Origin of the sequence: Pseudomonas sp. PvP089, assembly GCF_017875165.1 — a bacterium.
Classification (GTDB): Bacteria; Pseudomonadota; Gammaproteobacteria; order Pseudomonadales; family Pseudomonadaceae; genus Aquipseudomonas; species Aquipseudomonas fortuita.
Window position 1 is genome coordinate 68,131 of sequence record NZ_JAGGME010000001.1, and the last position, 20,529, is coordinate 88,659.

20 protein-coding genes are annotated in these 20,529 nt (G+C 62.2%); 13 read left to right on the forward strand and 7 right to left on the reverse strand.

Features of this window, described 5'->3' with window-relative positions; all coding sequences use genetic code 11:
* Nucleotides 1-27: 27 nt before the first annotated feature.
* Nucleotides 28-924, reverse strand: coding sequence for a D-hexose-6-phosphate mutarotase (locus J3A71_RS00340; protein WP_096426916.1), 897 nt, complete (start codon nucleotides 922-924; stop codon nucleotides 28-30).
* A gap of 71 nt (nucleotides 925-995) precedes the next feature.
* Nucleotides 996-1,394: an acyl-CoA thioesterase gene (locus tag J3A71_RS00345; protein WP_016489852.1), complete on the reverse strand. Its 399-nt coding sequence runs from the start codon at nucleotides 1,392-1,394 to the stop codon at nucleotides 996-998.
* A 360-nt stretch (nucleotides 1,395-1,754) separates the two neighbouring features.
* On the opposite strand from J3A71_RS00345, the gene J3A71_RS00350 reads away from it, so the two are divergent.
* The 8 genes from J3A71_RS00350 to J3A71_RS00385 all read left to right on the forward strand — a co-directional run bounded on the left by J3A71_RS00350 (nucleotide 1,755) and on the right by J3A71_RS00385 (nucleotide 12,263).
* Nucleotides 1,755-3,044 carry an MFS transporter gene (locus tag J3A71_RS00350; RefSeq protein WP_060519715.1) on the forward strand — a complete coding sequence of 430 codons (1,290 nt, stop codon included), beginning with the start codon at nucleotides 1,755-1,757 and terminating at the stop codon, nucleotides 3,042-3,044.
* 218 nt (nucleotides 3,045-3,262) lie between these two features.
* Nucleotides 3,263-4,261: a phosphate ABC transporter substrate-binding protein PstS gene (locus tag J3A71_RS00355; RefSeq protein WP_016489850.1), complete on the forward strand. Its 999-nt coding sequence runs from the start codon at nucleotides 3,263-3,265 to the stop codon at nucleotides 4,259-4,261.
* A 139-nt stretch (nucleotides 4,262-4,400) separates the two neighbouring features.
* The gene (locus tag J3A71_RS00360; protein ID WP_096426915.1) at nucleotides 4,401-6,689 is read left to right on the forward strand and encodes an ABC transporter permease subunit; all 2,289 of its coding nucleotides are present in this window, start codon (nucleotides 4,401-4,403) and stop codon (nucleotides 6,687-6,689) included.
* Nucleotides 6,690-6,760: 71 nt separating this feature from the next.
* Nucleotides 6,761-8,377 carry a phosphate ABC transporter permease PstA gene (gene pstA, locus J3A71_RS00365; protein ID WP_172455922.1) on the forward strand — a complete coding sequence of 539 codons (1,617 nt, stop codon included), beginning with the start codon at nucleotides 6,761-6,763 and terminating at the stop codon, nucleotides 8,375-8,377.
* A 72-nt stretch (nucleotides 8,378-8,449) separates the two neighbouring features.
* Nucleotides 8,450-9,283 (forward strand): phosphate ABC transporter ATP-binding protein PstB, encoded by an 834-nt coding sequence (gene pstB / locus J3A71_RS00370; RefSeq protein ID WP_016489847.1) that lies wholly within the window; start codon nucleotides 8,450-8,452, stop codon nucleotides 9,281-9,283.
* A gap of 73 nt (nucleotides 9,284-9,356) precedes the next feature.
* On the forward strand, nucleotides 9,357-10,127 hold the full coding sequence (gene phoU, locus J3A71_RS00375) for a phosphate signaling complex protein PhoU (protein WP_016489846.1): 771 nt from the start codon (nucleotides 9,357-9,359) through the stop codon (nucleotides 10,125-10,127).
* A gap of 164 nt (nucleotides 10,128-10,291) precedes the next feature.
* Nucleotides 10,292-11,188, forward strand: a complete 897-nt coding sequence (locus J3A71_RS00380; RefSeq protein ID WP_095116246.1) for a response regulator — start codon at nucleotides 10,292-10,294, stop codon at nucleotides 11,186-11,188.
* Nucleotides 11,189-11,366: 178 nt separating this feature from the next.
* Nucleotides 11,367-12,263, forward strand: a complete 897-nt coding sequence (locus tag J3A71_RS00385; RefSeq protein ID WP_016489844.1) for a peptidoglycan DD-metalloendopeptidase family protein — start codon at nucleotides 11,367-11,369, stop codon at nucleotides 12,261-12,263.
* 117 nt (nucleotides 12,264-12,380) lie between these two features.
* Here the strand turns inward: J3A71_RS00385 and J3A71_RS00390 are convergent, their stop codons facing one another.
* From J3A71_RS00390 to phoB, 3 genes are all read right to left on the reverse strand, one after another.
* Entirely contained in the window at nucleotides 12,381-13,721 is a 1,341-nt protein-coding gene (locus J3A71_RS00390) for a hemolysin family protein (RefSeq protein WP_016489843.1), read from the reverse strand.
* A gap of 172 nt (nucleotides 13,722-13,893) precedes the next feature.
* Nucleotides 13,894-15,201: a phosphate regulon sensor histidine kinase PhoR gene (gene phoR / locus J3A71_RS00395; protein WP_023046971.1), complete on the reverse strand. Its 1,308-nt coding sequence runs from the start codon at nucleotides 15,199-15,201 to the stop codon at nucleotides 13,894-13,896.
* A 48-nt stretch (nucleotides 15,202-15,249) separates the two neighbouring features.
* The gene (gene phoB, locus J3A71_RS00400; RefSeq protein WP_003253341.1) at nucleotides 15,250-15,939 is read right to left on the reverse strand and encodes a phosphate regulon transcriptional regulator PhoB; all 690 of its coding nucleotides are present in this window, start codon (nucleotides 15,937-15,939) and stop codon (nucleotides 15,250-15,252) included.
* 173 nt (nucleotides 15,940-16,112) lie between these two features.
* On the opposite strand from phoB, the gene J3A71_RS00405 reads away from it, so the two are divergent.
* Nucleotides 16,113-16,484, forward strand: coding sequence for a hypothetical protein (locus J3A71_RS00405; protein WP_016489841.1), 372 nt, complete (start codon nucleotides 16,113-16,115; stop codon nucleotides 16,482-16,484).
* A 113-nt stretch (nucleotides 16,485-16,597) separates the two neighbouring features.
* Here the strand turns inward: J3A71_RS00405 and ubiA are convergent, their stop codons facing one another.
* Together ubiA and J3A71_RS00415 are read right to left on the reverse strand one after the other, a co-directional pair.
* The gene (ubiA, locus tag J3A71_RS00410; RefSeq protein WP_016489840.1) at nucleotides 16,598-17,494 is read right to left on the reverse strand and encodes a 4-hydroxybenzoate octaprenyltransferase; all 897 of its coding nucleotides are present in this window, start codon (nucleotides 17,492-17,494) and stop codon (nucleotides 16,598-16,600) included.
* Nucleotides 17,494-18,051 (reverse strand): chorismate lyase, encoded by a 558-nt coding sequence (locus tag J3A71_RS00415; RefSeq protein ID WP_096426914.1) that lies wholly within the window; start codon nucleotides 18,049-18,051, stop codon nucleotides 17,494-17,496. The genes ubiA and J3A71_RS00415 overlap by 1 nt, the downstream gene beginning before the upstream one ends.
* Nucleotides 18,052-18,180: 129 nt before the next feature.
* On the opposite strand from J3A71_RS00415, the gene J3A71_RS00420 reads away from it, so the two are divergent.
* The 4 genes from J3A71_RS00420 to J3A71_RS00435 all read left to right on the forward strand — a co-directional run bounded on the left by J3A71_RS00420 (nucleotide 18,181) and on the right by J3A71_RS00435 (nucleotide 20,528).
* Entirely contained in the window at nucleotides 18,181-18,348 is a 168-nt protein-coding gene (locus tag J3A71_RS00420; protein WP_016489838.1) for a rubredoxin, read from the forward strand.
* Nucleotides 18,349-18,364: 16 nt separating this feature from the next.
* Nucleotides 18,365-19,513 carry an FAD-dependent oxidoreductase gene (locus tag J3A71_RS00425; protein ID WP_023046968.1) on the forward strand — a complete coding sequence of 383 codons (1,149 nt, stop codon included), beginning with the start codon at nucleotides 18,365-18,367 and terminating at the stop codon, nucleotides 19,511-19,513.
* 187 nt (nucleotides 19,514-19,700) lie between these two features.
* Nucleotides 19,701-20,006, forward strand: coding sequence for an HU family DNA-binding protein (locus J3A71_RS00430; RefSeq protein ID WP_096426913.1), 306 nt, complete (start codon nucleotides 19,701-19,703; stop codon nucleotides 20,004-20,006).
* Between the two features lie 147 nt (nucleotides 20,007-20,153).
* The gene (locus J3A71_RS00435; protein ID WP_016502241.1) at nucleotides 20,154-20,528 is read left to right on the forward strand and encodes an SCP2 sterol-binding domain-containing protein; all 375 of its coding nucleotides are present in this window, start codon (nucleotides 20,154-20,156) and stop codon (nucleotides 20,526-20,528) included.
* The last annotated feature ends 1 nt before the right edge of the window (nucleotide 20,529 follow it).

Sequence of the window (20,529 nt, forward strand, 5' to 3'; positions counted from 1 at the left end):
AAGAGGCCGGCAAAACCATCGCAGGCCTCAGATCATTTCACAACCGATCTGTACACCCAGCGAATGACTCGCCCCAGGCTTCAATTCCACCAGATCATTCCACACATTCGCCGTCTCGATGCACAGCATCCGCTGCCAGCCATCATCAACCATGTCCGCCAGCTCCTTGGCCCGCTCGGTCCAGGGGTTCCAGATCACCGCCGAGCGCGAGCCACTGCTGGTCAAGGTAATCCGCCGGTTCCAGTGCGGGTCGACAATGCTCAGGGTCTGTGGGGTAGCGAGGTAGATCCGGTCAGTTTCCCCGGCAAACGCCAGTGCGCCCTGCTGCTCCCGCTGTTCCCAGTCGGCAAGGGTTTCGATATAGCCCAGGCCCTCGACGCCTTCGACCCGCGCCTGGCGCACATCGCTGACCGCGAAGTAGCTGTGCAAGGCCTGGCTGATGGTAACGGGGGTATTGCCCATATTGCGGCTGGTCAGGTTCAGCTTTAGCGCCTCATCCAGCTCCACCACCAGCTTCAGCTCGACCTCATGAGGCCAGCCGGGTAGATCGCCCTGCGCTTCAGGCAATTGGAATTCAATGCGCAGGCCGTTGCCCGCTTCCTCGATACCCAGCAGCTGCCAGTCACGCGAGCGCGCAAGCCCGTGAGCAGGCGCCTGCTCGCCGTGGTACATGGCCTGAACGGCCTGGGGGTTGCGCTGCAGGTTGCCGAACCACGGCCAGCACACCGGCACACCGGCGCGTACCGACTTGCCGTGGCGGAAGATGGCCTGGTCGCTCAGCCACAGCAGCGGCGGCTCGCCGACCCGCTGGTAGCTGAGGATCTGTGCGCCCTGCTGGGCGATCAGGAGTTCGGCGCGATCGCTGCTGATACGCCAGCAATTGAGTTCGCCATGTTGCTCGGTTACGACCTGAAAGGTAGCCATTGCGTTCATCTCATTGATAGCCAGTGGGCCTTGGACCCGGGCACATGCAATGAGTTTACCGCCCGCGTGGCTCAGCGACGAGGCACGGAACGGGTGCGGCCACTGCCGTCGATGGCGACGAAGACGAATGCCGCTTCGGTAACCTTGCGCCATTCACTGGACAGCGGGTCGTCGCTCCACACTTCGACCATCATCTGAATCGAGCTGCGGCCGATTTCCAGGGTCTGGGTATAGAACGACAGCTGTGCGCCCACTGCGACGGGTACCAGGAAGGCCATGCGTTCAATGGCCACGGTCGCCACGCGGCCACCGGCGACGCGGCTGGCCATGGCGGTGCCGGCCAAGTCCATCTGGGCAACCAGCCAGCCGCCGAAGATGTCGCCAAACCCGTTGGTTTCGCGCGGGAGTGCGGTGATTTGCAAGGCCAGGTCGCCTTGCGGGATTGGATCTTCTTGTTCGAGCTCAATCATGCGATGGGGCCTCTGACCCGTGACGCTTTTCGTTGGTGTGGCGCGAAGGCCGGGTAAACGATTCAGCTTGAAACATACTACGCCGATTTCGTTTCACTGGACGGCCGTAGAGAAACTCTGCGAAACCGTCTGACATAAAGACCGGCGTTTTCGCACAACATCCCACGCGGGCAACAACCTTTTCCTACGAATCAGCAGTATATAGGGCATAACTGCCAGCGACGACCGCGCATTCATGAATATCTGTATGGATTTTGTATCGCTTTCGGCGCGGCTCGGCAATTTGCTATCTTCGCCTGTCTCCCAATCCAGAAGCCGCGTGCCAAGCGGCCTGCATGCCCTACAAGAGAACAACGATCGATGACTTCCGTGCCGAGCAGTATCGAGCAGCCTCCGCGGCCGCTGACCCGCAGTGACTACAAAACACTCTCGCTGTCCGCCCTGGGTGGCGCACTGGAGTTCTACGACTTCATCATCTTCGTGTTCTTCGCCACGGTGGTTGGCAAGCTGTTCTTCCCGGCCGACATGCCCGAGTGGCTGCGCCTGATGCAAACGTTCGGCATCTTCGCCGCTGGCTACCTGGCGCGGCCGCTGGGGGGCATCATCATGGCCCACTTTGGTGACCTGCTTGGACGCAAGAAGATGTTTACCCTGAGCATCTTCATGATGGCCCTGCCGACCCTGATCATGGGCCTGCTGCCAACATACGCACAAATCGGCATGTGGGCGCCGATCCTGCTGCTGCTGATGCGGGTGATCCAGGGCGCGGCGATTGGTGGCGAGGTGCCGGGCGCCTGGGTGTTCGTCTCTGAGCACGTACCGGCGCGCAACACCGGCTACGCATGCGGTACCCTGACCGCAGGCCTGACGGCGGGCATTCTGCTGGGCTCGCTGGTGGCGACCTTGATCAACAGCGTGTACAGCGCCGACGAAGTGGCCGATTACGCTTGGCGTATCCCGTTCCTGCTCGGCGGTGTGTTCGGCCTGTTCTCGGTGTACCTGCGCCGCTGGCTGCACGAAACCCCGGTGTTTGCCGAAATGCAGCAACGCAAGGCGCTGGCCGAGGAGCTGCCGCTGCGCGCCGTGCTGCGCGACCACCGCGGCCCGATCATCCTGTCGATGCTGCTGACCTGGATGCTGTCGGCCGGTATCGTGGTGGTTATCCTGATGACCCCTGCGCTGCTGCAGAGCTTCTACCACATCAGCCCGATCGACTCGCTCAAGGCCAACAGCATGGCCATCGTGCTGCTCAGCTTTGGCTGCATCGGCGCCGGCAGCCTGGCCGACCGCTTTGGGGCGGGGCGGGTGTTCGTGATCGGCAGCCTGCTGCTGCTGGCCAGTTCCTGGACCTTCTACCATAGCCTGCCAACCCGGCCCGAGCTGCTGTTCCCGCTGTATGCGCTGACCGGCCTGTGCGTGGGTGTGATCGGCGCGGTGCCTTATGTGATGGTCAAGGCATTCCCGGCGGCGGTGCGCTTCAGTGGGCTGTCGTTCTCGTACAACGTGGCCTACGCGATTTTCGGTGGCTTGACGCCAATGGTGGTGACCGCGCTGCTGAAAGTAAGCCCGATGGCGCCTGCCTATTATGTAGCAGGCCTGTGCGCCGTGGGTCTGGCCGTAGGCCTGTACCTGCTCGCCAACAAGCGCTGATCTGTTTCGGGGCTGCTGGCCTCTTCGCGGGCACGCCCGCTCCCACAGGGCTCAGCACAACCCCTGTGGGAGCGGGCGTGCCCGCGAAGAGGCCAGACCTGCTATCAGTGATGGCCTTTCATCCAATTGTCACAATGAAGTCATATCGTGTTCATGCGGCCTGCCGATACTTGGGCCCGTTCCATCCAACACCCCAATATTCCTGCTAGGAGCAAGGCATGAAACTGAAGCGTTTGATGGCGGCCCTTACCTTTGCCGCCGCTGGCGTTGCAACCGCCAACGCGGTAGCCGCTGTCGATCCTGCAATCCCGACCTACACCAAAACCACCGGTGTTTCGGGCAACCTCTCCAGCGTCGGTTCCGATACCCTCGCGAACCTTATGACCCTGTGGGCCGAGGCCTACAAGAAGGAATATCCGAACGTAAACATCCAGATCCAGGCTGCCGGCTCTTCCACCGCGCCACCCGCGCTGACCGAAGGCACCGCCAACCTCGGCCCGATGAGCCGCAAGATGAAGGACGTCGAGCTGCAGGCCTTCGAGCAGAAGTACGGCTACAAGCCTACCGCCATCCCGGTTGCCGTCGACGCCCTGGCCGTGTTCGTGCACAAGGACAACCCGATCAAAGGCCTGACCATGGCCCAGGTCGACGCCATCTTCTCCTCCACCCGCCTGTGCGGTGGCAAGGCTGATATCAAGACCTGGGGCGACGTTGGTGTGACCGGTGACCTGGCCAACAAGCCAATCCAGCTGTTCGGCCGCAACTCGGTATCGGGCACCTACGGTTACTTCAAGGAAGAAGCCCTGTGCAAAGGCGACTTCAAGCCTAACGTGAACGAACAGCCTGGCTCGGCGTCGGTCGTGCAGTCGATCAGCTCCTCGCTGAACGGCATCGGCTACTCGGGTATCGGCTACAAGACCGCCAGCGTCAAGACCGTAGCCCTGGCCAAGAAAGAAGGCGGCGAGTTCGTTGAAGACAACGAAGCCAATGCCCTGAACGGCACCTACCCGCTGTCGCGCTTCCTGTACGTGTACGTCAACAAGGCCCCGAACAAGCCTTTGGCGCCGCTGGAAGCCGAGTTCGTCAAGCTGGTACTGTCGCAAGCTGGCCAGCAGGTCGTGGTGAAAGATGGCTACATCCCGCTGCCGGCCAAAGTCGTCGACAAGACCCTGGCTGACCTGGGCCTGTCCCACGCCGGTAACGTCGCAAAGAAGTAAGTAACTGAAGAGGGGGCCGGTGCTGATGCCCGGCCTCTTCCACGAATTTCCAGTCCGAAGCCAGGTTCACTGTGCGGCGGGCTTTCGCGCGTCACCACTTTGTAATGTTTTTGTCACACGGGACCGCTAGGGTGTGCGCATGAATGATCTGGCCAATTCCAACATGACCCAAAACTCCCAGCCCGTGCGCATTGATTTCAATACGCCCGAGTTGCAACGCAAGCGCCGCATGCGTGCGCTCAAGGACCGCCTGACCCGCTGGTACGTCCTGGTGGGCGGGCTTGCCGTGTTGGCGGCAATCACCCTGATCTTCTTCTACCTGGCCTATGTGGTGTTGCCACTGTTCCAGGGCGCCGAGCTGACCAGCAAAAAAGCCCTGGAGCCTACCTGGCTGCAACAGGATGCCGGTAAGCCGCTGCTGATCGCGCTTGAAGAACAGAACCTGGTGGGGATGCGAGTTTCGGACAAGGGCCAGGCACTGTTCTTCGATACCAAGACCGGTAACGAGCTCAAGCGGGTCGATCTGCCAGTGCCGGCAGACACCCAGGTCACCTCGATCAGTACCGACCAGCCGGGCAGCCCGTTGGTGGTGCTGGGTTTGTCCAATGGTCAGGCGCTGGTGTTCCACCACACCTACAAGATCACCTACCCGGACAACAAGAAAACCATCACCCCCGGCATCGACTACCCGTACGGTGAGCAGCCGTTCGTGCTCGACGAACAGGGCCGTGCGCTGGAACACGTCAACGTCAACGTCAATGGCGACACCCTGGTACTGGCCGGGTCTACCGGCGCGCACCTGCAGGTGGTGCAGCTGACGCGCACCGAAAACATGATGACCGAAGAGGTCACCACCGAGCAGAACCGTATCGTGCTGCCGCAGATGACCGAAGCGGTGAAGAACATCTTCATCGACCCGCGTCAGCAGTGGCTCTACGTGATCAACGGCCGCGCCACCGCCGACGTGTTCAGCCTGCGTGACAAGAGCCTCAACGGCCGCTACAAACTGGCCGAAAGCGCTGACACTGAAATTACCGCCAGCGCCCAGTTGGTCGGCGGCATTTCGCTGATCATTGGTGATTCCAAAGGTGGCCTGGCCCAATGGTTCATGGCCCGTGACCCGGACGGCGAATCGCGCTTCAAGCAGATCCGTACCTTCCAGATGGGCAAGGCCCCGGTGGTGCAGATCGACGCCGAAGAGCGCCGCAAAGGCTTCATCGCCCTGGACGCCGACGGCAAGCTGGGCGTGTTCCACAGCACGGCGCACCGCACCCTGCTGGTGGAGCCTGCTGCCGAAGGCCCGGGCACCTTGGCCCTGTCGCCGCGCGCCAACCGTATCATCATCGAAGAGGGCGGCAAGCTGCTGCCGCTGAGCCTGCGCAACCCGCACCCTGAAGTTTCCTTCAGCGCACTGTGGGGCAAGGTGTGGTACGAGAACTACGACGAGCCGAAATACGTCTGGCAATCGACTGCTTCCAATACCGACTTCGAGCCCAAGCTGAGCCTCTCGCCGCTGACCTTCGGTACGCTGAAGGCCGCGTTCTACGCGATGATCCTGGCCGCCCCGCTGGCCATTGCCGCCGCCATCTACACCGCCTACTTCATGGCCCCGGGCATGCGCCGCAAGGTCAAACCGGTGATCGAGCTAATGGAAGCCATGCCGACGGTAATCCTCGGCTTCTTCGCCGGCCTGTTCCTGGCGCCGTACCTCGAAGGCCACCTGCCTGGCGTGTTCAGCCTGTTCCTGCTGATGCCGTTCGGCATCCTGCTGGCCGGCTTCACCTGGAGCCGCCTGCCGGAGTCGATCCGCCTGCGTGTGCCGGATGGTTGGGAAGCTGCGATCCTGATACCGGTCATCCTGTTCACCGGCTGGTTCGCCCTGACCATGAGCGCGCACCTGGAAAACTGGTTCTTCGGCGGTGACATGCGCCTGTGGATCACCAACGACCTGGGCATCACCTACGACCAGCGCAACGCCCTGGTAGTGGGTATCGCCATGGGCTTTGCGGTCATCCCGAACATCTACTCCATTGCCGAGGATGCCGTATTCAGCGTGCCGCGCAGCCTGACCCTGGGCTCTTTGGCCCTGGGTGCGACGCCTTGGCAGACCCTGACCCGCGTGGTCATCCTCACCGCCAGCCCGGGTATCTTCTCGGCGCTGATGATCGGCATGGGCCGTGCGGTGGGTGAGACCATGATCGTGCTGATGGCCACCGGCAACACCCCGGTGATGGAGATGAACCTGTTCGAGGGCATGCGCACCCTGGCCGCCAACGTGGCCGTGGAAATGCCGGAATCGGAAGTCGGTGGCAGCCACTATCGCGTGCTGTTCCTGGCCGCCCTGGTGCTGCTGATGTTCACGTTCGTCATGAACACCTTGGCCGAGCTGATTCGCCAGCGTCTGCGCAAGAAATACTCGTCGCTTTGATAGAAAGGTAGCGATCCGTGAAAAAGGATTCCCTCAAAGGCTGGTTCAAGAGCGGCGCCCCTGGCGTCTGGATGAGCGGCGGCGCCGTGGCCATGGCGGTGATCATGACCGTCGGCCTGCTGGCGGTGATTGCCGTGCGCGGCCTGGGCCACTTCTGGCCGGCCGATCTTGTCCAGGCCACCTACAAGGTGCCGGGCCAGGCTGACCATGTCGTCATCGGCGAAGTGGTGCAAAAGGAAGAGGTACCCCGTGCCCGCCTGAAGGGGGCCGGCCTGCCGGTACCGGACCAGGGCCCGGAGTTCATGACCCGCGAGCTGATAAAGGTGGGTAACCGCGACCTCAACGGCAGCGACTTCACCTGGGTGGTCGGCGACTGGCTGGTCGATGAACAGCGCCCGGCCGACCTGATCGCCCTGGAGCGCCGCGAGTGGGGCAACTTCTATGGCTACCTGGTCAGCGTCAAGGAAGAGGGCCGCGTAGTTGCCGAAGGCCCTGCTGCGTGGAACGAACTGCAGGCCCGCCTAAAGCGCGCCAACCAGCTCAACGGTGAGCTGCAGCAGTTGGAGAAGAAGGACATCGGTGCCATCAACCATGGCCTTGAGCGCCTGCGCCTGCAGGCACGCAAGCTGGAACTGGACGGCAAGCTGGACGCCGCCGCCCAGGCCGACATGGACGCCGACCGCGCCGAGCTGAACAGCCGCTACAAAGCCATCGAAGACCGCTTGAGCGGCCTGCACCAGGCGTTCGCCCGCGACAGCCTGGTGGCCCGTGACGCCAACGGCCGTGAAGTGGAGATCAACCTGAGCAAGGTGGTGCACGCCATCCAGCCGAACGGCATGTCCGGTTTCAACAAGCTGGGTACTTACTTTGCCAAAGTTTGGGAGTTCCTCAGCGATGACCCGCGTGAGGCCAACACCGAAGGCGGTATCTTCCCGGCCATTTTCGGTACCGTGATGATGACCCTGATCATGGCCGTAATCGTCACCCCGTTTGGCGTGCTGGCTGCTGTGTACCTGCGCGAGTACGCACGGCAAGGCCCGGTGACCCGCCTGATCCGTATTGCAGTGAACAACCTGGCTGGCGTGCCGGCGATCGTCTACGGTGTGTTCGGCCTGGGCTTCTTCGTCTACGTGCTGGGTGGCTCGATAGACCGCTTGTTCTTCCCCGAAGCCCTGCCGGCGCCGACCTTGGGTACCCCCGGCCTGCTGTGGGCATCGTTGACCCTGGCACTGCTGGCTGTTCCGGTGGTGATCGTGGCCACCGAAGAAGGTTTGGCGCGTATTCCGCGTACCGTGCGCGAGGGCTCGCTGGCCTTGGGCGCGACCAAGGCCGAGACGCTGTGGAAGATCGTCTTGCCCATGGCAAGCCCGGCCATGATGACCGGCATGATCCTCGCCGTGGCCCGCGCTGCCGGTGAAGTGGCGCCGCTGATGCTGGTGGGTGTGGTGAAGCTGGCGCCGTCGCTGCCAGTGGACGGGAACTACCCCTACCTGCACCTGGACCAGAAGATCATGCACTTGGGCTTCCACATCTATGACGTCGGCTTCCAGAGCCCGAACGTCGAGGCCGCGCGGCCGCTGGTGTACGCCACGGCACTGTTGCTGGTGCTGGTGATCGCTTCCCTCAACCTGTCGGCCGTGTGGATCCGCAACCACCTGCGCGAGAAGTACAAGGCGCTGGACAGCTGAGCCTGATTGCAAGCGTGCCCCCGGTGAGCCGGGCGGCCCTTTGAAACGAATTGACAGCGTATGGAGTTGACCATGCAGCAAGATTCTCATACCCACGGCATCGACATGTCTGCCCTGGGCCGCAACAAGCAGAGCCTGCACCTGGCCGAAGAAACCGTGGCCATCGAAGTGCCGGGCCTGAGCCTGTTCTACGGCGACAAGCAGGCGCTGTTCGACGTCAGTATGAACATTCCCAAGCAGCGCGTAACCGCCTTCATCGGCCCCTCCGGCTGCGGCAAGTCGACCCTGCTGCGCACCTTCAACCGGATGAACGACCTGGTTGATGGCTGCCGTGTGGAAGGCGCCATCAACCTGTACGGTAACAACATTTACCGCAAGGGCGAAGACGTGGCCGAGCTGCGCCGCCGTGTGGGCATGGTGTTCCAGAAGCCCAACCCGTTCCCCAAGACCATCTACGAGAACGTGGTCTACGGCCTGCGTATCCAGGGCATCAACAAAAAGCGTGTGCTTGACGAAGCCGTGGAGTGGGCGCTCAAGGGAGCGGCCCTGTGGGACGAGGTCAAGGACCGCCTGCACGAGTCGGCGCTAGGCCTTTCCGGTGGCCAGCAGCAGCGTCTGGTCATCGCCCGCACCATTGCCGTAGAGCCGGAAGTGCTGTTGCTCGACGAACCGTGCTCGGCACTGGACCCGATCTCGACCCTGAAGGTCGAAGAACTGATCTACGAATTGAAAGCCAAGTACACCATCGTCATCGTGACCCACAACATGCAGCAGGCGGCCCGGGTTTCGGACTACACCGCATTCATGTACATGGGCAAACTGGTCGAATTCGGTGACACCGATACCCTGTTCACCAACCCGGCGAAGAAGCAGACCGAAGACTACATCACCGGTCGCTACGGCTAGCAGCCACGCGGCCCGCTCCCACAGGGAATGACACGAACTACTTGAAGCTTGAAGCCTCTTCGCGGAGCGAACGATGATCAACAAAGAAAGCCTTACTCACCATATTTCCCAGCAGTTCAACGCCGAGCTCGAAGAGGTGCGCAGCCACCTGCTGGCCATGGGTGGTCTGGTGGAAAAACAAGTCAATGACGCGGTTACAGCGCTGATCGAGGCCGACTCGGGTCTGGCCCAGCAAGTGCGCGAAGTCGACGAACAGATCAACCAGATGGAGCGCAACATCGACGAGGAATGCGTGCGCATCCTCGCCCGTCGCCAGCCGGCGGCCTCCGACCTGCGCCTGATCATCAGCATCTCCAAGTCGGTGATCGACCTTGAGCGCATTGGTGACGAGGCCACCAAAATTGCTCGCCGCGCCATCCAGCTGTGCGAAGAAGGCGAGTCGCCGCGCGGCTACGTCGAGGTGCGCCACATTGGCGACCAGGTGCGCAACATGGTCCGCGATGCGCTTGATGCTTTTGCCCGCTTCGATGCCGACCTGGCATTGTCGGTAGCCCAGTACGACAAGACCATCGACCGCGAGTACAAGACTGCCCTGCGCGAGCTGGTGACCTACATGATGGAAGACCCGCGCTCTATCTCGCGGGTACTGAGCGTGATCTGGGCGCTGCGCTCGCTGGAGCGTATCGGTGACCATGCCCGCAACATCTCCGAGTTGGTGATTTACCTGGTGCGCGGCACCGACGTGCGCCACATGGGCCTCAAGCGGATGACGGCAGAAGTGCAGGGTACCGCTGTCGCCGACGGCGAAAAGGCTAATGTTCCGGGCGAATCTGACGATAAGTAAGGTTGCTCCCGAGCTTCGACGCCCGGCCTTGGCCGGGCGTTTTCGTTTGCGGTCGAGGAGCCGGCAGGCACCCGCGAACGATGTGAAGAAGTCCCGGCGTGACCAGGTTGTAGCAAATGGCCATTATTTGGCAGTAGGCTAGTCGGGATTCAGAAGGAGTATTGATGAGTAAAGTGAATGTGCTGGTCGTGGATGACGCCCCGTTTATCCGTGACCTGGTCCGCAAGTGCCTGCGCAATGCCTTCCCGGGCATGGCCATCGACGACGCCATCAATGGTCGCAAGGCCATGGCCATGCTGGGCAAGGAAGCCTTCGACCTGGTCCTGTGTGACTGGGAAATGCCGGAAATGTCCGGCCTGGAATTGCTCACCTGGTGCCGTCAGCAGCCAGCGCTGAAGAACCTGCAGTTCATCATGGTGACCAGCCGTGGCGACAAGGAAAACGTCATTCAGGCGATCCAGGCGGGCGTTTCCGACTTTGTTGGCAAGCCGTTCACCAATGAACAACTGCTGACCAAGGTGAAAAAAGCGCTGACCAGGATCGGTAAGCTCGACAGCCTGATGGCCATCGGCCCGGCGCGGGCCAACCCGGCATTCGCCAACGATTCTTTGAGTGCCCTGACAGGTGGCAAGCCAGAGGCAGCCAAGGTGACGGCCCCCCCATCGGCGCCAGTGGCTGCCAAGCCATTGGTCACTGCACCTACGCCTCCAGCCCCCGCGCCGACGGGGCGGGGCCAAGGCCAGTTGCGCCTGGCCAGCGGCATGCAACCGTGCGTGATCAAGGCGCTGAGCCTGAAAGAGGCGCTGTTGGTGGTACGCCGCAGCGAAGCGCTGCCGCAGGTGCTGGAGGGCGCCGTGCTGGACCTGGAGCAGGGCGAGAACGCCGAAGTCGCCCGCCTGAACGGCTACCTGCACGCCGTTGCTGCATTGGAGCCCAAGCCCGACAGCGACTGGCTGCAGTTGACCTTCAAGTTTGTTGACCAGGACGCCCAGAAGCTTGATTACCTGTCGCGCCTGATTGCCCGCGGCACCGCGCAGAAACACTTCACACCCGGCGCCTGAGCCCGGCAATTCATGCGGCGAAGCTGAAATCCTGGGGCTGCTGCCGCAGCCCTATCGCGACACAAGGCCGCTCCTACAAAAAGCCCGCGCAGCCCTGAGCCATCCGACCAACTGCAATACCTGCCTCAAAACGCGCTGCTAGGCTTCGACAGATCATAACTGTCAAAAAGCCACTATCATGCCCGCCCGCCTGCTGCTGTTCTGTGCATTGCTCATGGCCTCGGCGTCGAGCCTGGGTGTGACGCTTTATAAAATCACCGACGATTTCGGTGTCGTGTCCTATACCGACCGGCCAGGCCCTGGCGCCAAACCCTTGGTGCTGCGCGAGCCCATGGTCGAAACACTCGAAGGCCAAGTGCTGCTGAACGCGAAAACCTTCGACGGCGGCGTGAGCTTTTCGGCACGCAACGAGCTGCATGTGCCGGTAGAGGTCGAATTACGCCTGGACAACCTGGTGAACGCCCAAGGCGGCGATGCCCCGCGTATCGTGCGCCGGCTCCTGCCGCCGCGCACCACGCAAATGCTCAGCGTGCTCAGGGGGCGCCCCGGGCTGCTGCTGAACTACCGCTCGACCCTGCTCCAGGCCATGGGGGACCCTGGCAAGCGGCCTCAGGGCTTCCGGTATGCGTTCCCCTGGGTCGGCGGGCCGTTCCGCGTCACCCAAGGCCCCAACGGCCGTGTCAGCCATTTTGGGCCCAAAGGGCGCTACGCCATGGATTTCGCCATGCCTGAAGGCACTACCATCATCGCGGCGCGGGAAGGCGTGGTGGTGAAGACGCAGAACAGCCAGAGCGGGCGCGAGCCCAACCCCTCGGGCAACTTTGTCAGGATCCTGCACCCGGACGGCACCATGGGCGTTTATCTGCACCTGATGCGTGGTTCGGTGGTGGTGGCGGAGGGGCAGCGGGTACGCCAGGGGCAGATGCTGGCCAAGTCGGGCAATACTGGCAACAGCACAGGCCCGCACCTGCATTTTGTGGTGCAGCGCAATGTGGGGTTGGCGCTGGAGTCGATACCTTACCGGTTCGACCGGCCGATCAGCGGGTTGCCCGACTTTACTGCGGGTAACCCTTGAGATTTTTGGGGCCGCTTTGCGGCCCTTTCGCGGCACAAGGCCGCTCCTACAGGATTACGCGAACCCCTGTAGGAGCGGCCTTGTGCCGCGATGGGCTGCGCAGCAGCCCCGTACCCCTCAATCGAGCTTGAGCACCTTGGCCAGCACGATCTTGGGCCCTTTCATCTTCTTGATGATGATGCGCAGCCCTTCGACCTCCAGCACTTCCTCTTCTTCCGGTACGCGCTTGAGCGTCTCGTAGATCAGCCCCGCCAAGGTTTCCGCCTCGATGTGATCGAGGTCGATGCCCAGCAGGCGCTCCACCTTGAACAGCGGGGTGTCACCGCGTACCAGCAGCTTGCCTGGCTGGTACGCAAGGATGCCGCGCTCGGTCTTGCGGTGTTCGTCCTGGATATCGCCCACCAGCACTTCCAGCACGTCTTCCATGGTCAGGTAGCCGATTACCTTGCCGTCGGCTTCTTCCACCAGCACGAAGTGCGCGCCGCCCTTGCGGAACTGCTCCAGCAGTTGCGACAGCGGCATGTGCCGCGATACGCGCTCCAGCGGCCGGGCAAGGTCGTCCAGGTCGATGGTCTCGGGCAAGTGCTCCAGTTCGGCAAGCTCCAGCAGCAGGTCCTTGATGTGCAGCAGCCCGGTGAACTCTTCACGCTCGGCGTCATACACCGGGTAGCGGCTGAATTTGTGGCGACGTATCAAAGCCAGGATCTGCTTCAGCGGTGCATTGGCATCGATGCTGACCATGTCTTCACGCGAGTTGGCCCAGTCGACCACTTCCAGCTCGCCCATTTCCACGGCCGAGGCGAGCACACGCATGCCTTGGTCGCTCGGGTCCTGGCCACGGCTGGAGTGCAGGATCAGCTTCAGCTCTTCACGGCTGTAGTGGTGTTCGTGGTGCGGGCCCGGTTCGCCCTGGCCGGCAATGCGCAGGATGGTGTTGGCGCTGGCATTGAGCAGGTAGATGGCCGGGTACATCGCCCAGTAGAACAGGTACAGCGGCACGGCCGTCCACAGCGACAGCAGCTCGGGCTTGCGGATGGCCCAGGATTTGGGCGCCAGCTCACCGACCACGATGTGCAGGTAGGAAATGACAAAGAATGCGACGAAGAACGACACGCCCTTGATCAGTTCGGGCGAGTCGACACCGAAGTACGCGAGCAGCGGCTCGAGCAAGTGGGCAAAGGCCGGTTCGCCGACCCAGCCCAGGCCCAGGGAGGCGAGGGTGATGCCCAGCTGGCACGCTGACAGGTAGGCGTCGAGCTGGTTGTGGACCTTGCGCAGGATATTGCCGCGCCAGCCATGCTGTTCGGCGATGGACTCCACGCGGGTGGCGCGCAGCTTGACCATGGCGAACTCGGCGGCAACGAAGAAGCCGTTGAGCAGCACCAGCAGCAAGGCAAAGATGATCATGCCGAAATCGGCGAATAACGAGGTGAGGCTGATACCAGGGGAAGGGTCCATGATGGAGTTTTTACGGGGTCCGTCTTGAGATTGGGAGAAAAAAAGTGCCAGCTCTTGCTGGCACAGGGGATCCAATGTAGCGGCTGGGGCCGTAAAAGCAAAGGGTGGCTGGCTTATTGCGGTCCGTGTGGAAGCGGGCCTGCCCGCGAAGGGCTGCGCAGCCGCGCCGATCTCAAGCCTTTTCGTTGACCAGTTGTGCCGGCGCAAAGTGACAGGTAAAGGTGCTGCCGTGGCCCGGCACGCTGCTGATGTCCAGTTTGCCGCGGTGGCGCATCAGCACATGCTTGACGATCGCCAGCCCCAGCCCTGTGCCACCGGTATTCGATGCACGGCTGGAGTCCACCCGGTAGAAGCGTTCGGTCAGGCGGGGCAAATGCTTGGCGTCGATGCCCACCCCCGAGTCCTGCACCGACAAGTGGGCACCCTGGGCATCGGCCCACCAGCGGATGCGGATGTTGCCCTCGTCCTGGGTGTACTTGACCGCGTTGAACACCAGGTTGGAAAAGGCACTGCGCAGCTCTGACTCGCTGCCCTTCAGCTTCACACCGGGCGCGGCTTCGAGGGTGATGCGCTGGTTACGTGGCCCAGACAGGGCCTGAGCGTCGTTCTTGATCGCGGCGAGCAGGGCTTCGACCGCCACCGGCTGGTTGTCCGACGGGTAATCGGTGGCTTCCAGCTTGGCCAGCAGCAACAGGTCGTTGAGCAGCGTCTGCATGCGCGAGCCTTGCTGGCTCATCTGCTGCAGGGCGCGGCCCCAGCGCGGGTTCACATCCTCTACGTTGTCCAGCAGGGTTTCCAGATACCCCGTGATCACCGTCAGTGGCGTGCGCAATTCGTGCGACACGTTGGCGACGAAGTCCTTGCGCATCTGTTCCAGCTGGTGAATGCGCGTGACATCGCGCACCAGCATCAGGTGTTCGTTGTTGCCGTAGCGGGTGATGTGCAACTGCAGGCGCATCCGGTCGTTGATGGGCGAGGGTATTTCCAGCGGTTCGAGGTAGTTCTCCGTCTCGAAGTACTCCTTGAAGCGCGGATGGCGCACCAGGTTGGTTACCTGCTGGCCACCGTCCTGCGGGGTCTTGAACCCCAGCAGGGTTTCGGCGGCACGGTTCCACCACTCCAGGTTGCCGTCGCTGTCGAGCATGATCACCGCGTCGCGCAGCGCGGCGGTGGACTCCTGCACCCGGTCGATCACTGCCTGCAGGCGGCCACGCACGCGCTGGTCGCGGCGCTGCAGGTGGTAGATGCTGTCGAACACCTCGCCCCATAGGCCGTAACCATCGGGCGGTGCTTCATCGGGTTGGTGGTTGCGCAGCCAGTCGTGCAGGCGCAGCAGCTGCTTGAGGGTCCAGCCCAGGTAAAGCGCCAGGCCAATGGCCAGGCTCCAGCCATAGTAGCCGCTGACCAGCCCGCCAATCAGGCAGACGGTAATCAGCAACAACAGATGGCGAATCAGGGTTGCGTGCCAGTTCTGGTTCAATTGACGGTCCTTGTACAACGACGTGCAGCTTGGCGCTTTTGAACTCGATCAGCTCTTGGTCGAGAAGCGGTAGCCAGTGCCCCGCACGGTTTGTACCAGATTTTCGTAGGCCTCACCCAGCGCCTTGCGCAGACGACGGATGTGTACGTCGACGGTGCGTTCTTCGACATAGACGTTGCCGCCCCACACCTGGTCCAGCAACTGGCCACGGGTGTAGGCGCGCTCCTGGTGGGTCATGAAGAACTGCAGCAGGCGGTATTCGGTGGGGCCCATCTCGGCGGGCTTGCCGTCGATGGTGACGCGGTGGCTGATCGGGTCGAGCAGCAGGCCGCCGACTTCGATCGGTGCTTCGCTGTCGCTCGGGCCGGTGCGACGCAGCACGGCTTTCAGGCGCGCTACCAGTTCGCGCGGCGAGAACGGCTTGGTGATGTAGTCGTCAGCACCCACTTCAAGGCCCTGGATCTTGTTGTCCTCTTCACCCTTGGCGGTAAGCATGATGATCGGGATGTCGCCGGTCAGCTCATCGCGCTTGAGGCGGCGGGCCAGCTCGATGCCAGAGGTGCCGGGCAACATCCAGTCGAGCAGGATCAGGTCCGGTTTGCGGTCGACGATGATCGCGTGGGCCTGTTGGGAGTTTTCCGCTTCCAGGCAGTCATAGCCGGCCATTTCCAGGGCAACGGCGATCATCTCGCGAATGGGTGCTTCGTCGTCGACGATCAGAATGTTCCTGCCAACCATGCTCAAAACCTCTCCTGGATTCGGTGTCTTGGCCCGCATTAGATAACGGAATTATTGCAGCTGTGTGACAGGGTGTTGGCCGTTATGGCGACATTGCGTGACTGAACTAGGCTTGAAAGGGCCGCTGCGGCGGCAACCCGAACCTAATTCCCCCAGAAACAATGGTGAATCCAATGACACGACAAACGCTGAGCTGGATGGCCCTTTTCACTGCGCTGGCGCTCCCGGGGGTGGCGTCGGCCCACCATGCCATGGAGAAGGACGGCATGTGGGTCGATCATGCCGGCATGACGCTGTACACCTTTGACAAGGATGCGGGCGGCAAGTCGATGTGCAATGACGCGTGCGCCAAAAACTGGCCACCGTTGCTGGTCAAGAAAGAAGACGAAGCACCGAAGGACAAATGGACCCACGTAACGCGTGACGATGGTGCAATGCAGTGGGCCTACGACGGCAAGCCGCTGTATACCTTCATCAAGGACACGAAGGCCGGTGACAAGACCGGTGATGGCGTGAAAGACGTCTGGCATATCGCCAAGCCTTGATATTGCCGGGGCCGCTGTGCGGCCCATGGCCGGCAAGCCAGCTCCCACGGTTTTTGTACAGCCTCGCAGGCAGCGCTGTACCTGTGGAAGCTGGCCTGCCGGCGATAGGGCCATCAGCCTTGACGCAGTGTGTAGTCCAGCACTACCCCGATGAACACCAGCAACCCCGCCCAGTGGTTGTGCAAAAACGCTTTGAAGCACGACTCGCGGTCCAGCTTGCGCGTCGACCAGTACTCCCACGCAAAGCACGCCGCCGCACCCAGCAACCCCAGGTGGAACCAGCCCCCCAGTTCGAAGCGGCTACCCGCAAGCAACAGGCAACCTAGCGACAGCATCTGCAAGGTGAGGATGATCGCCCGGTCGGCTTCGCCGAACAGGATCGCGGTCGACTTTACGCCAATCTTCAGGTCGTCATCGCGGTCGACCATGGCGTAATAGGTGTCGTAACCCACCGTCCACAGCAGGTTGGCGATGTACAGCAGCCAGGCGCTGGCCGGCAACTCGCTCCCTGCGGCGGTGAAGGCCATGGGAATGCCCCAGGAATACGCCGCGCCCAGCACCACCTGCGGGTAATAGGTGTAGCGCTTCATGAATGGGTAGCAGGACGCCAGCGCCACCGCGCCAAACGACAGCCACACCGTGCGGCTGTTGGTGCATAGCACCAGCAGGAAGCTTACCCCGACCAGGATCGCAAACAGGGCCAGCGCCTCGCGCGGCTTGACCCGGCCGCTGGCCAGCGGCCGGTCGGCGGTGCGTTTGACGTGGCCGTCCACCTTGCGGTCGGCAAAGTCGTTGATGCAGCAGCCCGCGGCCCGCATCAGCACTACGCCAAGGCCGAAGATCAGCACGTTGGCCAGGGTGGGAGCACCGTTGCCGGCAATCCACACCGCCGACAGGGTCGGCCACAGCAGCAGGTAGATACCGATCGGCCGGTCCATGCGGCTGAGCTGGACGAAGTCCCAGGCCCGTGGGTGCAGGCGGTTCAGTGACTTCAGCAGTTGCATGTACATCAGCGGTTTTCCTCCCTGGCCGCTTGCCACAAGGCCGGCAGGAACACTTCTGCCACCAGCAGGTCCAGGCCGTCTCGTTCAAAGCGCGAGCGGCGCCCCCAAAGTGCTGCATGGGCGGCGCCGGCCGGCAGCCACGCCTGTGGGTAGCTGCACACTTCGATCGGGTGGCGGATGAACGCCTGGTCGCAGAACAGCAGCTCGCCCAGCGAGCGGCTGCCGAGGGTTTCCAGGTCCAGCCCGCCGCGCTCCAGGGCGCTGCGGCTGGCGACACTGCGGGCGAACACCCAAGGCTGGCCATGGCCGCGCAGGTACACCTCGCGCACCCAGCCTTCGGCGCCGGCGGCAATGCCCAGCGCTTGGCATTCATCGTCGCGCAGCGGTTGCCAGCCCTCGAACAGCGGGGTGACGGAGAAGTGATCAAAGGACAGGTGGGTCAGGCGGCGGGTCAGCGAACCCTCGTCGAACAACCAGTCAAGGGTAGGCTGGTCGAAGTCGGTCGCCAGCTGTGAATACGGCAGCCACGCGACAGCGGCTGCTTGCGGGGATTCGTACGACACGTCGGTCTGCTTGTTACAACCAATGAGGCGGCGAGCTTAGCATGATTGCCCCGACTGCTTGCATAATGGCTGAAGCAGGGCCAAAGACCCGCCAGATAAAGCCTGAGTTCTAACGAGGAAAAAGACCTGATGAAAAAGTGGCAATGTATTGTCTGTGGCCTGGTCTACGACGAAGCCGAAGGCTGGCCCGACGACGGCATCGCCCCCGGCACCCGTTGGGAAGATGTGCCTGAAGACTGGCTGTGCCCCGACTGTGGCGTGGGCAAAAGCGACTTTGAAATGATCTCCATCGGCTAATCGAGGAAAGCACGACATGACGTCCCCTGTGGTAATCATCGGCACCGGCCTGGCGGGCTACAACCTGGCCCGTGAATTTCGCAAGCTCGATGCGCAGACGCCGCTGCTGCTGATCACCGCTGACGATGGTCGCTCCTACTCCAAGCCCATGCTCTCCATGGGCTTTGCCAAGCAGAAAGACGCTGACGGCCTGTGCATGGCCGAGCCGGGTGCCATGGCCGAGCAACTGAATGCCGAGGTTCGTACCCATACCCGCATCAGCGGCATCGACCCAGGCCACAAGCGCCTGTGGATCGGCGAAGAGGCTGTGGAGTACCGCGACCTGGTGCTGGCCTGGGGGGCGCAGACCGTGCAGGTGCCGATAGAAGGCGATGGCAGCCATCTGGTGTTCCCGATCAACGACCTGGAAGACTACGCACGCTTCCGTACCGCCGCCGTCGGCAAACAACGTGTGCTGATCCTCGGTGCCGGCCTGATCGGCTGCGAATTCGCCAACGACATGAGCTTGGGGGGCTTCCAGGTCGACGTGGTGGCGCCGTGCGAACAGATCATGCCGACCCTGCTGCACCCGGCCGCTGCGGCGGCGGTGCAGGGCGGGCTCGAAGGCCTGGGTGTACGCTTCCACCTGGGGCCCGTGCTGACCCGCTTGCACCAGGTGGACCACGGCCTGGAGGCACACCTGTCGGATGGCAGCGTGATTGCCTGCGACCTGGTCGTTTCGGCCATTGGCCTGCGCCCCCGCATCGACCTGGCCGCCGCGGCCGGCTTGCAGACCCATCGTGGCGTCAGCGTAGACCGCGAATTACGTACATCCCACGCCAACATCTTCGCCCTTGGCGATTGTGCCGAGGTCGATGGCATCAACCTGCTCTACGTGATGCCGCTGATGAGCTGTGCCCGGGCGCTGGCGCAAACCCTGGCCGGCAAGCTGACAGCGGTGGCCTACGGGCCGATGCCTATCACCGTCAAGACCCCGGCCTGCCCTTTGGTGGTATCGCCGCCGCCCTTGGGGCACGATGGTACTTGGCAGGTGGAGGGGCAGGGCAGTGACCTCAAGGTGCTCTGCCACGGGGCTGACGGCGAATTGCTGGGTTATGCCCTGACCGGGACAGCCGTCATGGACAAGCTGGCACTGAATCGCCAGTTGCCACCGGTAATGGCGTAAATAGAGGGCGTTCTGTCGGATTTATCCTGTTGTTGCCTGCACAATGGCCGGCCTGATACTGGCGCGGCCCCTGAGCACGTGCCATTCTCACTTCCGTCTGCCGCAGATTAGAGCCTGCGGTGCCTTGAGCGCTGCTCCCAAAGGCAGCACGGCATAACAACAAGAATTCCGTCAAAGAGGCTTCACTATGCGCAAACCAGAACTCGCCGCCGTCATCGCCGATAAGGCTGATCTGACCAAGGAAAAGGCCAATCAGGTGTTGAACGCGATTCTCGACAGCATCACCGGTGCCCTGGACAAGGACACGGTGACCCTGGTCGGTTTCGGCACCTTCGAAAAACGTCATCGCGGCGCGCGTACCGGCAAAAACCCGCAAACCGGTGAGCCGGTCAAGATCAAAGCCAGTAACACCGTGGCCTTCAAGCCAGGCAAGAACCTCAAGGACAGCGTCAATCCACCGGCCGCGCCAGGCAAGGCCGCCAAGAAAAAGTAAGCTTGCGCTGACGAATCGTTGATCCCGAACGGGCGCCTTCATGGCGCCCGTTGTGCTTTACACGCAGTAACTGCGGTGAACTTGCATAAAATGGTCGTTAAGAGGATAAAGTGCGAAACTTAGTCACTTTTACATCGAGGCGTGTCGATGAAGTTCCGCTTTCTTCTCTGGGCCATGGGGCTTTTGATGGCCAGGGCCAGCCGTAACAACCCGGCATTCCAGCAGCAGCTCAAGGGCAAGGACCTGGTGTTCCAGATGCAGACCCTGGACGGCAAGGTTGCCCGGCACTTTGTCGTCAACAACGAGCGCATCAGCAGCAAGGGCGGCGCACATCCGCAGCCGGCATTCGCCATCGCCTTCAAGGACGCTGCCTACGGCTACGCCACGATGCAGGCAGGCAACAAGCAGTTGGCGTTCATGCAGGGGATTCAGGACAAGAACATCCAGATCAAGGGCAACCCGGCGCTGGTGATGTGGTTCCAAGGCTTGATGAAATACCTGAAACCGAAGAAGAAAGGCTGAA

Coding starts and splice junctions, on each gene's coding strand:
- J3A71_RS00340 (WP_096426916.1), bottom strand. CDS start 924: ATGGCTACCTTTCAGGTCGTAACCGAGCAACATGGCGAACTCAATTGC.
- J3A71_RS00345 (WP_016489852.1), bottom strand. CDS start 1,394: ATGATTGAGCTCGAACAAGAAGATCCAATCCCGCAAGGCGACCTGGCC.
- J3A71_RS00350 (WP_060519715.1), top strand. CDS start 1,755: ATGACTTCCGTGCCGAGCAGTATCGAGCAGCCTCCGCGGCCGCTGACC.
- J3A71_RS00355 (WP_016489850.1), top strand. CDS start 3,263: ATGAAACTGAAGCGTTTGATGGCGGCCCTTACCTTTGCCGCCGCTGGC.
- J3A71_RS00360 (WP_096426915.1), top strand. CDS start 4,401: ATGAATGATCTGGCCAATTCCAACATGACCCAAAACTCCCAGCCCGTG.
- pstA (WP_172455922.1), top strand. CDS start 6,761: ATGAGCGGCGGCGCCGTGGCCATGGCGGTGATCATGACCGTCGGCCTG.
- pstB (WP_016489847.1), top strand. CDS start 8,450: ATGCAGCAAGATTCTCATACCCACGGCATCGACATGTCTGCCCTGGGC.
- phoU (WP_016489846.1), top strand. CDS start 9,357: ATGATCAACAAAGAAAGCCTTACTCACCATATTTCCCAGCAGTTCAAC.
- J3A71_RS00380 (WP_095116246.1), top strand. CDS start 10,292: ATGAGTAAAGTGAATGTGCTGGTCGTGGATGACGCCCCGTTTATCCGT.
- J3A71_RS00385 (WP_016489844.1), top strand. CDS start 11,367: ATGCCCGCCCGCCTGCTGCTGTTCTGTGCATTGCTCATGGCCTCGGCG.
- J3A71_RS00390 (WP_016489843.1), bottom strand. CDS start 13,721: ATGGACCCTTCCCCTGGTATCAGCCTCACCTCGTTATTCGCCGATTTC.
- phoB (WP_003253341.1), bottom strand. CDS start 15,939: ATGGTTGGCAGGAACATTCTGATCGTCGACGACGAAGCACCCATTCGC.
- J3A71_RS00405 (WP_016489841.1), top strand. CDS start 16,113: ATGACACGACAAACGCTGAGCTGGATGGCCCTTTTCACTGCGCTGGCG.
- ubiA (WP_016489840.1), bottom strand. CDS start 17,494: ATGTACATGCAACTGCTGAAGTCACTGAACCGCCTGCACCCACGGGCC.
- J3A71_RS00420 (WP_016489838.1), top strand. CDS start 18,181: ATGAAAAAGTGGCAATGTATTGTCTGTGGCCTGGTCTACGACGAAGCC.
- J3A71_RS00425 (WP_023046968.1), top strand. CDS start 18,365: ATGACGTCCCCTGTGGTAATCATCGGCACCGGCCTGGCGGGCTACAAC.
- J3A71_RS00430 (WP_096426913.1), top strand. CDS start 19,701: ATGCGCAAACCAGAACTCGCCGCCGTCATCGCCGATAAGGCTGATCTG.
- J3A71_RS00435 (WP_016502241.1), top strand. CDS start 20,154: ATGAAGTTCCGCTTTCTTCTCTGGGCCATGGGGCTTTTGATGGCCAGG.